A 13987-nucleotide genomic window follows, 5' to 3' on the forward strand; every position below is an offset into this window, starting at 1 on the left:
AGGTTACTCAAACGCCACGCCCGCGCATAACCGTGGCTCCCATTCCCTACAGTTGCTTTGAACAAAAGCAAATTTTTGGTTTTATATTAAATAAAAAGATATTCTAATTATGTATTACAAACTTTCGTAAATAATATTATATATTTCTATAAAGAATTCTACAGCAACTTTACTCCTCCAACAACATTAGCCGCATTGGGTCTAACTGGACGTACCAAGGGAAAGATTGGTCTTTGAGAACGACCCATTTTTCCTTAAAAACTTCTGCTTGCAGATGGTAATCCTGGAGAGTAGTGGGGGAAGAGTTGAGCTTGAGATATAAAGTCATTCGGTGTGGCGTTTCACTGCTTCTCACCAACCAACAGGGGAAAGTATTCTCTTGATTCGGGTCTTTAGTAAAGGTTACTTGATGGGCGCGAATTCCGACGTGGGAGAGCAAATCTGAGACAGGTTCGATAACTCGGAGAGTGCAACTCCAATCTATTGCTTCTACTTCTTGGGATGCACTAATTCGGGCGCGAGAAAAGTTTTTGCAACCTGTTAATTTAGCAACGCTTACAACCTTTGGGCGCTCAAAAATATTCTGCTTTGAACTGTAAGCGATCGCATTCCCTTTTTCCAGCACCAGCAAATCTTGACAAACCCGATAAGCTTCTTCCAAATTGTGCGTCACAAATAAAGTCACGCCCTGATAATTTCCCAAACTGGCGATTAATTGCTGTTCTATCTGGCTTCGCAAGTGGGTATCGAGTGCGGAAAAAGGTTCGTCCAACAGTAGCGCTTCAGGTTGACTTGCTAAAGCCCTTGCTAAAGCAACTCGCTGCTGTTGACCGCCAGAAAGTTCGCGGGGATATCGGTGAGAATATCCCTGCAACTGCACCGCAGCAAGTTGGGCTTCCACCTGCTGCTTAATTTTGGCAACTGATGTCTTTTTTGGTAAGCCGAAAACAATATTTTCAGCAACAGTTAGGTGAGGGAATAAGGCGTAATTTTGGACTAAATAACCGATACAGCGATCGCGACTTGGAATATTTATCCCTCGTTCTGAGTCAAACAGCACTCGCCCATTTAAAACAATCCGTCCTTGGGCGGGTGTTTCGATTCCAGCAATACAGCGCAATATCATACTTTTACCAGCACCAGAAGCGCCCAGCAATCCCAAAGGCTGTTCATTGCTGCTGAAGGAAACTTTTAAGGTAAAGTCAGAAAGTTGCTTTTGAATATCTACAAAAAGTCCAGAATGGGGAATTGGGAATGGGGAATGGGAAATGGGGGATTGGGATAAGTCTTTTTTTTGCCTTTTTCGGTCATCTTGCCAGAAATTAACAGATGCGATCGCTAATAAAGAAATACCCATAATCGCCAGCGCCCAAAACCAAGCTTCATTCATCGCGCCCGCTTCCACCGCAAAATAAATCGCCATAGGAATCGTTTGCGTTTGTCCCGGAATATTGCCAGCTAACATCAAAGTAGCGCCAAATTCTCCCAAAGCACGGGCAAAAGCCAACGTTGTTCCCGCGATAATTCCTTTACTAGCTAAAGGTAAACTAATTCTCAAAAAAATTGACCATTCAGAAGCGCCAAGAGTTCTAGCTACTGCTAATAAATTCGCGTCAATTTGTGCAAATGCTCCTAATGCTGTTTTGTACATTAACGGGAAAGCAACTACTGTAGCAGTTATTACAGCGGCGTACCAAGTGAATACAATGCTAAAATTTAGAGGCAGTAGCATTCCCACAAAACCATTTTTTCCGAACAACAGCAGTAATAAAAAGCCTACGACTGTTGGCGGCAAAATCAGGGGTAAAATAAAAATTGCCTCAATTAGCGATTTCCATTTTCCTCGATATCCTAGCATCCAGTAAGCAGCTATAATGCCAATAAAGAAGGTAATAAAGGTGGCGATTGAAGCAATTTTAAGAGAAATCCCTAGAGGAGATATATCAAGTGGCATTGGCAATTTTTTAAATGCAAAGCAAAAATACCAGGCGATTGGAAATCGCGGCTACACAAACTAAGTCCGCCTGCGCGGACTCATCAGCCTGGGTCGGCAGGCTTTGGTTGTGGAGCATCGAGACTTCTAGTTTGTGGGCGATTTGCAAATACGGTATGCTCCCAGGTTTTATACTTACTTGACACTCCTTCTCTCGTTTCCATGCTCCAGAAAACGAGATTATAATCGAAGATATTACGCTATAGCAATCCTAACTTATTTAGAAACTTCTCCCTTTCCTCCTCCTCTGCGCCCTCTGCGCCTCAGCGGTTCGTTTTTCACAACTCTGCCGAAGATTGCTATATCCCAAATCCATATTTTTGAAATAGTGTTTTAGCTTGATTACTAAATAGAAACTGGATATACTCTTTAGCCGCAGGTATATTTTTGCTATTTTTAAGCACTGCTACGGGATAAACAATCGGGGAATGTAAGTTTTCTGCTGCTGTTGCTACCTGTTTTACCTGCTGTGATGTTCTCGCGTCAGTAGCGTAAACAACACCTGCATCGACGTTGCCACTTTCTACTGCTGCTAAAACTTGACGAACGTTGTTTCCTAGCACGAATTTTGGTTTAATTTGCTGTAAAATCCCTAAATTTATGAAGACTTGTTCAGCGTATTGTCCTGCTGGTACGCTTCGTGGTTCTCCAACAGCAATTTTTTTCACTTTAGCGTTTGTCAGTTGGCGGAAATTGCTAATTCCTGACGAATTTCTTGGCACAATCAAAACTAGACGATTAGTTAGCAGGTTGCGGCAAGTATCGGGGAGGATAAGTCCCTTTTCTTGTAAGGCATCTATTTGCTTTTTCCCAGCAGAAATAAATACATCTGCTGGCGCACCATTTTCAATTTGTTGTTGCAAGGCACCGGAAGCACCAAAGTTGTAAGTAACGTTGGTATTTTGTTTGGTTTGTGGGTACACAAGCTGAATTTCTTGGAGTGATTCTCTTAAACTAGCGGCGGCAGATATGAGCAATTTATTATTTTTCTGTGCCACGAAGGGAATGTCGAGATTCGCTCCGATGGTTAAGATGATTAATATGGCTAGGAGGAAGGAAAGAAATATAATAATGCGTCTTTTTGTCATGGATTATTTGAGTTATGAAGATAAATTTATTTTGAAATGTGGCAAAATACGCCTGCCCCACGGGAGACTCCGGCGCTATATAGTAAGAAAGATTTTACAATTAATATGATATCTTGCACCAACCCGATAGCCCGCCCGGAACTCAAGTTCCGGGCTAATAGCGGAAGTCCTCTGAAGAGGACTAAAAAAGAGTTTCAGTCCATTTTAATGGAGTTCAGCTATTAGCCAGTGATTTGAATCGCTGGCAGGCTAACAGTGTAGGTGCAAGAAATGAGTTAACGTATTGCCACATAGCTTAATTTCTTAGCAATCTTAGACCACTTAGCGTCACTAGTACAGTAGATCCTTCATGGCCAATTACGCCTAGAGGTAGAGTGATATTAGCCGTAAAGTTGGCGATTAACAGCAATACAATGGCGCTGAGTGCAAAAACGATGTTTTGTTTGACAATTTTATCCGCACGACGGCCTAAATTAATTGCCTGAGACAATTTTTCTAAACGGTCTGCCATTAAAACAATATCAGCTGTTTCTAAAGCTACATCGCTGCCAGCTGCTCCCATTGCAATTCCCACTGATGCTGTAGCAAGTGCGGGTGCATCGTTAATGCCATCTCCCACCATCGCCACCGTTTGATATTGCTGTTGTAGGCGGTGAATTACGGATACTTTGTCTTCGGGGAGAAGTTCGGCATAAACTTGGTCTATTCCTAACTGTTGGGCAACGCTTTTGGCGGTGCGTTCGTTATCACCAGTGAGCATGATAATCTTTTCTATGCCTAGCTGTTTTAAGCGTTTCAGTGTTGCAGCAGCAGCAGGACGCAGGGTGTCAGCAATGGCAATGATTCCCAGAATTTGATTGTCAGCAGCTACCCAAACAACGGTTTTGCCTTCCGATTCTAAGCGATCGCATTCTTTAATCAAATCTTCGGCAAAGTCAGAATTTTCCGATTTCACAAATGCAGCTTTACCTAGTTTTACCTGCTTTGTGTCCACTTCACCGATAATCCCAAAACCTGTTTGCGATCGCACGTTAGTAGCAGTTGGGACACTCAGATGATGATCTTGGGCAGTTTGCGCGATCGCATTTCCGATAGGATGTTCTGAAAATGCTTCTATGGCACCTGCTATCTGCAATACGCTACTTTCGGATTGTCCGGAAGCTGGGATAATTTCGACAACTTGCGGTTTACCTGTGGTGAGAGTGCCAGTTTTGTCAAAAGCGATCGCTCTGACTTTTCCCATTATCTCCAACTGGGTGCCACTTTTAAATAAAATACCTTGTCGCGCCCCGTTTGCGACTCCTGATAGCAATGCTGGCATAATCGCCGCCATCAATGCACAGGGAGAAGCTACCACCAGAAAAATCAACGCCCGATAAATTGTAGTTTCCCAATCCCAATTCAATAATACTCGCGGCAAAATTGCTAAAAGTATCCCCACCAACACAATTACTTTCGCATATCCACGCTCAAAGCGTTCAATAAATAGCTGCGACGGAGGTGCTTCAGTTTGGGCTTGCTGTACCAAACGAATCACCCGCTGAATTAAACTACTTTCTGGGGGTTGATGCACTTTCAGGGTAATAGCGCCAGTCCCGTTAATTGTCCCGGCGAACACTTCATCGCCGACAGTTTTCTCTACTGGTAGCGACTCGCCTGTGATTGATGCTTCGTTGAGGTTACTTTCGCCTTCGATGATGATGCTGTCAGTGGGAATCAATTCTCCGGGTTTGACTAAGACGCGATCGCCCACTTTTAATTTATCAATGGAAACCTCATGTTCCTGACCGTTTAACATCACTCTGGCAGTATCCGGTGTCAAACTCATTAAACTGCGGATCGCCCGGTTAGTTCTCTGCATAGCGTAGCCTTCGAGTGCGCCACTGATGGCAAAAATCAAAATCAGCACCGCACCATCAACAAGCAGGTGATACTCCTGTCGCCAAAATCCCAGCCCCGCAGCCCCTAGCGCCGCCACGATCATTAATAAATCGACATCGAGTTCTTTTTCTGCAAAAAGAGTCGTTAGTCCCTCCTTGGCGCTTTCGTAGCCGCCAATTACATAGGCTGCTGGCAGCAGAAATAAACTAAGTCCAACCCAGCTAAATTGCAGGCAAAGCCACCCCAGGAAGACGAGTAGACCGCACAAAGTAGCCGCTATAGCATCTGGATGTTCTTTGAGGAGTTGCTTGAAGTTTGGAGTGGTAAGGGAATAGGAAGTCATTGGGGTGCTAGAAATCGCCTTTCTAGACCACGGTAAACGTTGACATTAATGTAAATGTCAACTTCTATAGGTGGGCATTGAGAAGGTAAAAGAAAAAAGCGCCCCAAAGAAAGGGACTAGCATGGCGATAATAAATACGGCAGGCGACGGCATTACCCGGATATTGAGACAAAATAAACAAAAAGAACAAAATAATGCTTTTATTTTTCCTTTTTGCTCTTATCCTTGGTATTGCCCACCTTACTTAGACTAAAGGTATGACAAATAACCCCCTGACGATTAAAAATCTCATCAAGGCGGTAGGCGGTGGTCTTACGCCCAGGATGGTGAGGCATTATCACACTTTGGGGTTGTTGCCACCTGCTAAGCGATCGCATGGGAATTACCGACTCTACACCGATCACGATGTACAACACTTGCGGCGGATCGTGGCGTTGAAGCAACAAGGATTTCAGCTGTCCCACATCCAAAAGTTGTTGGCAACCGACAGCATGACGGCGACAAATGACTCGCTGATGACTCAACTGCAACAGCAATATCGGTCTGTGATGCAATATCTCGGAAGGTTGCGGCAAACAGCGTCGGCGTTGGAAGGATTGTTAGGACGCGATCGCGAATGTCTTAATATCCAATTAGAAGCAATCGACCAACTGCGACAACTGGAAGTAGAAACGATCACCGGATTCGCACAACTAGAAAAACTTTGGGACGGCTTGGATGCTGCGACACACACCCATCCAGAAGAATTTCAAGAATCGTTAGAACACCTGTTACCGGATTTGAGCGATCGCTCGGAAATTGAAGTAGATTTACTTAAGAAACTGGTGTTAGCCTGTGGCGATGTCAGTTTAGTGGATATTGTGCGACTGAGTGAGAATGCGATTGCAGCTGCCCGTGATGCCCTAAACGCTGGTTGCCAAATCGTCGCTGATGTAAAACCAGTTTTTGCCAGCCTCGACCAAACCAGATTAGCGCATCTGGGCTGTGAGGTTGTCACCTTAATTGATGACCCCCACATTACCAGTGTCACCGAAGCAGAACACGAATTTTGGCAACATCGCCAATGGCGGGAACGATTGCAGCAGCTAAATCCTAACTGTGTTCTCGTAGTAGGTTATGCCCCATCAGTATTGATGGCAGCTTCCGAAGCAATTGAAAACGGTAAGCTGCAACCTGCCTTAATTATCGGGATGCCAATTGGGTTTAGTCACGCCCCATCTGCCAAACGCCGCTTAATGCGTTCCGGCGTTCCTTTCATAACCACCCTTGGTACTTTAGGTGGGGGACTACTAGCAGCGATCGGACTGAATGCCTTAGCCGAGTCCCTGATCGAGAAGCCAAACTGCCACTGTTATCTGGGCTGATGCACGAGACTGGAGACTTTTTAGTTGTAGTAGCGCGTCTAGGCTAAAATGCTGGGTTGAACAAGTGTGGAAAAGGTTACATTTCAAGCTTTTTATCCCTCAGCAAACCTAGCAAATTAAGCTTGTCGCCCTAGTAGGTTGGCCGCTTGGATGCGAAACCCAGCACCCAGAAGCATTTGTTGGGTTTCCTTCCTACGCAGGGTGTGGATTTTTAGCGTTAGCTGAACTTGGGACTCTTAAAACTCCACTAAAGTTGGGGATATGGGTGAAGCACAAGGAGTAAAGACAATGAAGATATCTAGCATCCCCTAATCAACTTTATTGGATACCCAGATGGCATCTTCTCCTCGTCAAGATCGTGCAACCTCTCCATTTAAGCAACAGAACTCCCCTGCTGGGCATAAGAAAAACAGAAGTTGGCTTCAAAAGATGCGATCGCCCAAAGGGAAGGCCCCTGTGGGGGGTTCGCGTTTTTTCTTTTCTCTATGCTTGGGAATACTCTCCACAGCTTTGAGTGCAATTCCTGCTTTCGGTGCCGAGAGAATTGCCTTCTTTTACCCTCCCTTTGGCGAGTTCTATATTTCCATTAAAGACCTAGAAATCTTTGCGAAAGAAGGCAAAATCACCCCAGAATTTGCCTTTTATGCCAATCGTGTCAAACCAGAACAACTCGCTTTACTGCGGGAGTTATTGCAAAGACGCCTTGATGTAGGCCCTATTACTATCTCTCAATTTACCTACACGCCGATTGGAGAACAAATATTGAGGCGTTTGGGGCAAGTCTTGAAAGCTGATTTTAACCAAAATGGTTTTTATGCCCTACGATCCGCCTTCATTCAGGCTGCTGCTGACCCAGAAGGCTTAACCCTCGTAAATATACTGCATCAGTTCCCCCTGCGTACCATCCGCCTAGACCGGCAACTAAGTCTCCAAGCAATTAGACAGGTGTCTTATTTATTCGCAAGGCGGGATTTAATCGTCAACAGCATTCAACAGCAGGCGGCAGATGAAGTAGCAACGACTTTAACATCTTTACCACAGCCAGATTTACGGGTTTCAGGGCAATTTAGATGGCGAAAAGAAACCATCACCTTTAACAACCCAAATCGGGAACTTTCGGTTCCTGCCGATATTTACTTGCCTCAAGGACTCCAGACAACTGCCCCTGTAATTGTCATCTCTCACGGTGTTGCCTCAGACCGCAATACCTTTGCTTATCTAGCTGAACATTTGGCATCTTGGGGCTTTGCAGTGGCACTGGTGGAGCATCCTGATACGAGTGCCGAAAAGTTTCAACGATTCTTGACTGGTTTTGATACACCCCCGCAACCCACCACATTTATTAATCGCCCTTTGGATGTCAAGTATTTACTGGATGAACTTCAGGAAAAATCTGAGTCTGACCCAGCTTGGAAAGGAAGGCTGAATGTGCAACAGGTAGGAGTAATTGGTCAATCGCTTGGCGGTTATACGGTTCTAGCTCTTGGGGGTGCTGCACTCAACTTTGAAAAGCTGCGTCAGGTGTGCAATCAATCTGAACTCAACAATACATCTTTTAATTTGTCACTGCTGCTACAGTGTCGAAGTACCGATTTACCGCCCCAAAACTATAATTTGCAAGATGAACGGGTGAAAGCGGTGCTGGCAGTAAATCCCCTGAGTAGCACTATCTTTGGACAGGAGGGATTAAGTAAAATTCAAGTTCCCGTCATGCTGGTTGCAGGTGTTGAGGATTTGTTTACGCCACCAGTACCGGAGCAGATTTTCCCCTTTACCTGGCTAACAACGCCCCAGAAATATTTGGTTATGGCCCAAAACGCCACTCACTTCTCTTATCTTGGCGGAAAAAAAGGGGTGTTGCCTGTCCCACCAGAATTGATTGGTTCAGATCCTGCCTTAGCTCGTCCCCAACTCAGGGCGCTCTCGACGGCTTTTTTTAAAACTCATCTGAGTAATCAGCCAGAATACCGCCCCTACCTAAGTCAGCCTTATGTTAATGCTATCAGTCAAATTCCATTTAACCTGACTCTGATCAAGTCTCTGACAGCAACTCAGTTGGAACAAGCGATCGCTGGTTTCCGCTAGTTCTAGCTAGAAACCCAACAAAGGCTTAATATGGTTAAGTTTTTAAGGCAAACCTAACCCCCTTCCCTACAAGGGCAGGGAGACCTAACCCCCTAACCCCCTCAGCTACAAGGGCAGGGGGAACAACTCAAAGCCCCTCTCCTGAAAGGAGAGGGGTTGGGGAGAGGTTAACATCCTACGAAACGGAAGGTTGCATCTGGCAAAGCAATAACCCAAACCACTGCTGTTGATCTGTCCAAACTTGCAGCGGTTTTAAACCTTGTATTTGGAGATACTGCTGCATAGTTTTGAGATCGAATTTGCGGGAAATTTCGGTAAGAATTGTCTCGCCGCTGCTAAACTCAATCGTTAAGTTGAGGGCGCGAAGCTGGATAGTTTGCGATCGCTTACTCCTCAAGTGCATCTCAATTTGCTGCTGAGTTTCGTTATAAAACGCCCAGTGTTCAAACTCTGAGATGTCAAAATTGCCATCAAAGCGCCGATTCAAATGCTCCAGCATATTCAAATTAAACGCCGCCGTTACGCCACAGCTATCGTTATAGGCTGCATCCAACAAATGTTTAGGCTTGGCTAAGTCTATTCCTAGTAACAAATACTCGCCCGACTGGAGGGCATTTGTAATTTGGGAAAAGAAGCGATCGCATTCTTCGGGAGTCAAATTTCCCAACGTAGAGCCAATAAAACATATCATCCGACTAGACAGCCCAGTTGGGGACAGTCGTGCCAATGCCAGTTCATAAGTGCTGCACTTAGCATGAACCTGAAGAGATGGATAGTCTACCAAAAGCTCTCTGGCGCTGCTTTCCAAAATCCCCGCACTGACATCAATCGGCACATAGCGCAGCCTCTCACCCATGTCCTGGTAAGCATTTAGCAGAATGCGGGTTTTCGTAGAACTACCGCTTCCCAGTTCCACCAGTTCACATTCACCAGTCATCTGGGCAATTTCCCCGGCATACTCTTGCAAAATTGCCGTTTCTGTGCGTGTTAGGTAATATTCCGGCAACTCGCAGATTTGCTCAAACAGTTGCGATCCTTTGTCATCGTAGAAATAGCGTGGCGGCAGAGTTTTGGGAGTTTGAGTCAACCCCTGAACAACATCGTCACCCGGATCGAGTTTATTTAACTCTGATGGCGTGGGGCTAAGTAGATGCTCTATCTGCAAGCGTTTTTCAATAGTGTACTGGGAAGAAATTTTACTGCTTGCAGTTTTAGAAATTGACATTAAACCTCCGTTTGTGTGGGAGCGATCGCGCTTTAAAACAATTCACTACAACCGTCAGCTAGTGAAACACAAACCTAGCTCCAATAAAAACACGCCTTAGTTAGATGTTTCAAATTGATGCTTGTTTAGTGTCGATTCTTATCTTTGACGAACAGCTTAACCCTTAACCCACGTTAGTCTCCGCCCTCACCCCCAACCCCTCCTCCCGCTAGGAGAGAAGGGTTAGGAATGAGGATGAATTAACTTTTAGCACAGCGAAACCCAGACAAAATCTGACGCACGTCAGGATGATACCAGTTGCGGAAACTACAACGCAAAGCCCAAGGACGAGTCGCCCAACTGCCACCCCTCAACACCCGATGTCCATCAAAATAAGCCTGGGAATAACCAGCGTAAGGGTAACTTACAAACCCGTCATAGCCATCGAACCAAGTGGATGTCCACTCCCAAACATTACCTAAAGCATCTTGCAAACCATAAGCACTTTGCCCAGTTGGATAAGCATCTACTGGTGTCGTTTGTCCCGCAGCATTATCGTGATTGCATCGGTGGACATCTAGTTCTTCCCCCCAAGGATAAGTGCGACGACAACGGGCTGTTTCATCCCAACTGACTGCTTTTTCCCACTCTGCCTCTGTTGGCAAACGCTTACCAACAAATCTGGCATAAGCTTCAGCTTCGTACCAGCTGACACCGCAGACAGGGTGATTATCCCAAGCTGAGTCTTCTGCCCAATATAGCGGCTGATTGACAGGATTCTCAGACAGCCATTTCCACCCAGCATGACTCCACCAACAGGTTTCCCGATAGCCTCCCGCTTGGATGAACTCGCGATATTGCCCGCAGGTGACGGGGTAGCGGTCAATCCAGTAGGTGTCTAAATATACTTTGTGAACTGGTCTTTCATTATCCAGAGCATCGATAGATTCGTTACCCATCGCAAACTCACCCGCCGGGATTTCAATCATTTCAGATTGCTTCAGGGGTGGATAAGATACCCGCCCTTGATTAGGCAAGCCAGATGCCACAAGAGATCCCACTTGGGGCATCTGCCAGCGTTGCAATTGCAGCACAAAGCTCACGGTTTCGCTATGCTGGCTTTCATGCTGAATTAACCAGCGCCAGAGGCGTTCTTGCTCGTCTAATGGCGCTACTTCCAGGTAATCTAATACCTGTTCTCTTACGGTGTCCAGGTAGCTGCAAATTTCGGAAAGTGTTGGTAAATAAACCCGTTCTACTTTGGGTAAGCCATCAGCAGCAAATAAGCGTTGATATTCGGTGAACGCAGGCGGTTTCCTAGCACAACGATTAAGTAGCCAAAGAGACTCGGTGTAGCCAATGTGACCGAGATGCCAACCGATGGGGCTGAAGTCGGGATGCACTTGACGACAAAAGGTGTCGTGGTTTATACCTTCAAACAGCGCTAAAGTTCCGGTACGGCAGCGCTGCAATCCCTGATAAATTGCCTCTCTACAAGAATTGATCGATTTGAACTTCAAGGTCTTCTCCCACGCTCAAAATGGTATTTTCTGGGAAACGAATCCAGTTGCTAGTAAACAACGGTTCAGAGGCAATAACTACTGCTTTTGGGAAGATAGGATCGTCGCGCAGCCAGTAGAGGGAGGGAGCGGGGGAAGTAGTCGCATAGCGAGTGGCGACCATGCGATGTCCGTCACTGACAATAATGTTGGCAGAAACTGATGTTTGATGAGCTTCGGCTAATTCAGCGATGGTGGTCAAGGTTTTGTAAACTGCTTGTTCCAAAGTCATACCAGGGGTAGATGCCAAGTTATTGAGCATTAGAGCGAACATATGTTCGGAATCGGTTGTACCATCGATAGATTGGTAGATGCGATCGCTCAATTGATCCCTAATCGGTCTGTATAGCGTCTTGCGAAAGTCTTTGATGAAACCGTTATGAGTAAATAACAGATTCTCCCCTCGAAACGGTTGGCAGTTACTCAAATCCACCGACTGACCAGTGGTAGCGCTGCGAACGTTACCCATTACACAACCTGACTCAATATATCTACCGAGGCTGTTGAGATTAATATCATCCCAAATGGGCAGCAAATTTTTGTAAACAAAAGGTTCTGTCTCGCGTTGTGCGTGAAACCAGCCAATCCCATAACCGTCAGCACTGACAACGCCAGAGGTCATCTCGCGGGGTTGGTAGCTTTGAACAATCAGCGAGTGTTCTGGTTTGGACAAAAGGTAGTCCAAGATAATCGGTGCGCCAAGGTAGCCTAGTATACGGCACATAGAGAAAGCGATCGCTCCCAGTTTTTTTACAATCCTTAATCATTGTAGGCACGTCCTCTTAGGCTACGGCAGCAAAAAAAGGTAATAGGGGGGGAAGGGGACTAGGGACTAGGGACTAGGGTCTGGGTAAGAGTCCTCCCAATCCCCAATCCCCAATCCCCAATCCCCAATCCCCCATCCCCCATCCCATGAATCCCAACTTAATTTTGCCAGTCGGAACACAGGTAGTAACTCGCGTCGATATTCAAGATGAGGCGCTGCATACTCGCGGCAGTGTCGGCGTTATCATTAAATCGCCTCAAGACAACTCCCACGCCTATCGCGTCGAGTTTCCCGATGGAAGCGTTGCATCCCTGCGCCGAAGTGAACTTACCATCCGTAAAGACTGGCAAAAAGAAGGTTTGCAACCAGCAGCCTACTTATCTGATTTCGACCTTTACGATTATGTGATTTACCGGTGTATCGTCGGTTCTAGAGCTTACGGTCTAGATGATGCCAACTCCGACATCGACCGACGCGGCATATACTTACCACCAGCTAATATGCACTGGTCGCTCTACGGTCTCCCGGAGCAGTTGGACAACAAAGACACCGAGGAATGCTATTGGGAACTCCAGAAATTTTTGACACTCGCACTCAAAGCAAACCCGAACGTCTTAGAGTGCCTTTACACGCCACTGGTAGAAAAGGCGATGCCCCTGGTTGAGGAATTACTGGCAATTCGGTCTATTTTTCTCTCTCAGTTAGTTTATCAGACATATAACGGATATGTGATGTCTCAGTTCAAAAAACTTGAACAAGACATCCGCACCAAAGGCGAAATCAAATGGAAACACGCCATGCACTTAATTCGCCTCTTGTTATCCGGCATCGCGGTGTTGAAAGAAGGTTTTGTCCCGGTGCGCGTCGAAGAACATCGGCAACAATTGATGTCTATCCGCTACGGTGAAGTTCCTTGGGAAGAAGTCACCGCTTGGCGTTTAAGCTTGCACAAGCAGTTTGATGATGCTTTTGCCGTGACATCTCTGCCAGAACGTCCAGATTATGGAAAAGCTAATGCTTTTTTAATCAAGGCGCGTAGAAGCATGGTTTAGATTTTAAACCCTAAAAAGACAAAGAATTTTGAGAGAAATTTGAAAGGAGATTAATTTAATGTCTAACGCAATGATGGTGATTTTCCCCTATCGTGAGTACACTTGGGTATTTGATGATGAGCGAGTTGGACTTGTACGGGAGCCATTTGTCAGCGGCATTCCAGAAATGATTGATATTCTCGTTCAAGACATTCCCAATGCTGAGAAAGGTTTCAAACTTTTGTTTTCTGGAAACCCTTTCCCCGGATATCAAGCCGAATTAACTTTGTTGAGACAAGAATACAATGGCAACTGGTATCGCTGGGAGTCGAATAACATGGAAGGGTGGCTATGTCCGGCTTTGTTTAAATACTTCAGCGAAGCGCCGATGAAACTTTATTGCAAAGCGGAGAAACTTCGTTCCTGAGTAGTTTTCTCATTACCAGGCGTAAGCTGGGTAACGAAACTTGGGAGGCTCTACCTCCCCTTAAAATAAATTATGGCGACAATGCAGCAACGGCTCTACCGAACTTGTTATGTAAAAATGTTAAAAATAGCTAATCAAAATAGCAGAAACAGAATAGGTATAAGAAGTGACATTTGTTGCGGGGCTTGAATTCTGGGATTGATTGTGATTAAGTAGATGCAGTAAAAAAGCAGCCCCAGACTGGGT

10 protein-coding genes are annotated in these 13987 nt (G+C 45.6%); 4 read left to right on the forward strand and 6 right to left on the reverse strand.

All coding sequences use genetic code 11. The features are described from left to right. Nucleotides 1-169: 169 nt before the first annotated feature. The 3 genes from modB to H6F74_RS14515 all read right to left on the reverse strand — a co-directional run bounded on the left by modB (nt 170) and on the right by H6F74_RS14515 (nt 5305). Nucleotides 170-1954 carry a molybdate ABC transporter permease subunit gene (gene modB, locus H6F74_RS14505; RefSeq protein WP_190442263.1) on the reverse strand — a complete coding sequence of 595 codons (1785 nt, stop codon included), beginning with the start codon at nt 1952-1954 and terminating at the stop codon, nt 170-172. 338 nt (nt 1955-2292) lie between these two features. Beyond that, complete coding sequence (modA, locus tag H6F74_RS14510; protein WP_190442265.1) at nt 2293-3081, reverse strand: molybdate ABC transporter substrate-binding protein; 789 nt, start codon at nt 3079-3081, stop codon at nt 2293-2295. Nucleotides 3082-3376: 295 nt separating this feature from the next. After that, nucleotides 3377-5305 (reverse strand): heavy metal translocating P-type ATPase, encoded by a 1929-nt coding sequence (locus H6F74_RS14515; protein ID WP_190442267.1) that lies wholly within the window; start codon nt 5303-5305, stop codon nt 3377-3379. A gap of 257 nt (nt 5306-5562) precedes the next feature. Here H6F74_RS14515 and H6F74_RS14520 point away from each other — a divergent pair, with 257 nt between their 5' ends. After that, entirely contained in the window at nt 5563-6669 is a 1107-nt protein-coding gene (locus H6F74_RS14520; protein WP_190442269.1) for a precorrin-8X methylmutase, read from the forward strand. Nucleotides 6670-7002: 333 nt separating this feature from the next. After that, the gene (locus H6F74_RS14525; RefSeq protein ID WP_199301235.1) at nt 7003-8754 is read left to right on the forward strand and encodes an alpha/beta hydrolase; all 1752 of its coding nucleotides are present in this window, start codon (nt 7003-7005) and stop codon (nt 8752-8754) included. A gap of 175 nt (nt 8755-8929) precedes the next feature. Here H6F74_RS14525 and egtD read toward each other — a convergent pair whose 3' ends face one another. The 3 genes from egtD to egtC form a co-directional block, all read right to left on the reverse strand. After that, a complete protein-coding gene (gene egtD, locus H6F74_RS14530) occupies nt 8930-9979 on the reverse strand; it encodes an L-histidine N(alpha)-methyltransferase (RefSeq protein ID WP_190442271.1) in 1050 nt (349 codons plus the stop codon). A gap of 239 nt (nt 9980-10218) precedes the next feature. Continuing rightward, nucleotides 10219-11478: an ergothioneine biosynthesis protein EgtB gene (gene egtB / locus H6F74_RS14535; protein ID WP_190442272.1), complete on the reverse strand. Its 1260-nt coding sequence runs from the start codon at nt 11476-11478 to the stop codon at nt 10219-10221. Continuing rightward, a complete protein-coding gene (egtC, locus tag H6F74_RS14540) occupies nt 11450-12241 on the reverse strand; it encodes an ergothioneine biosynthesis protein EgtC (protein WP_190442274.1) in 792 nt (263 codons plus the stop codon). The genes egtB and egtC overlap by 29 nt, the downstream gene beginning before the upstream one ends. A 188-nt stretch (nt 12242-12429) precedes the next feature. Between egtC and H6F74_RS14545 the strand changes: the two genes are divergently transcribed. Next, the gene (locus H6F74_RS14545) at nt 12430-13335 is read left to right on the forward strand and encodes a nucleotidyltransferase domain-containing protein (RefSeq protein WP_190442276.1); all 906 of its coding nucleotides are present in this window, start codon (nt 12430-12432) and stop codon (nt 13333-13335) included. A 58-nt stretch (nt 13336-13393) separates the two neighbouring features. After that, nucleotides 13394-13741 carry a DUF6717 family protein gene (locus H6F74_RS14550; RefSeq protein WP_190442279.1) on the forward strand — a complete coding sequence of 116 codons (348 nt, stop codon included), beginning with the start codon at nt 13394-13396 and terminating at the stop codon, nt 13739-13741. Nucleotides 13742-13987: the final 246 nt, after the last annotated feature.

Origin of the sequence: Trichocoleus sp. FACHB-90, from assembly GCF_014695505.1 — a bacterium.
Taxonomy (GTDB): Bacteria; Cyanobacteriota; Cyanobacteriia; order Cyanobacteriales; family FACHB-T130; genus Funiculus; species Funiculus sociatus.

Coding starts and splice junctions, on each gene's coding strand:
- modB (WP_190442263.1), bottom strand. CDS start 1,954: ATGCCACTTGATATATCTCCTCTAGGGATTTCTCTTAAAATTGCTTCA.
- modA (WP_190442265.1), bottom strand. CDS start 3,081: ATGACAAAAAGACGCATTATTATATTTCTTTCCTTCCTCCTAGCCATA.
- H6F74_RS14515 (WP_190442267.1), bottom strand. CDS start 5,305: ATGACTTCCTATTCCCTTACCACTCCAAACTTCAAGCAACTCCTCAAA.
- H6F74_RS14520 (WP_190442269.1), top strand. CDS start 5,563: ATGACAAATAACCCCCTGACGATTAAAAATCTCATCAAGGCGGTAGGC.
- H6F74_RS14525 (WP_199301235.1), top strand. CDS start 7,003: ATGGCATCTTCTCCTCGTCAAGATCGTGCAACCTCTCCATTTAAGCAA.
- egtD (WP_190442271.1), bottom strand. CDS start 9,979: ATGTCAATTTCTAAAACTGCAAGCAGTAAAATTTCTTCCCAGTACACT.
- egtC (WP_190442274.1), bottom strand. CDS start 12,241: ATGTGCCGTATACTAGGCTACCTTGGCGCACCGATTATCTTGGACTAC.
- H6F74_RS14545 (WP_190442276.1), top strand. CDS start 12,430: ATGAATCCCAACTTAATTTTGCCAGTCGGAACACAGGTAGTAACTCGC.
- H6F74_RS14550 (WP_190442279.1), top strand. CDS start 13,394: ATGTCTAACGCAATGATGGTGATTTTCCCCTATCGTGAGTACACTTGG.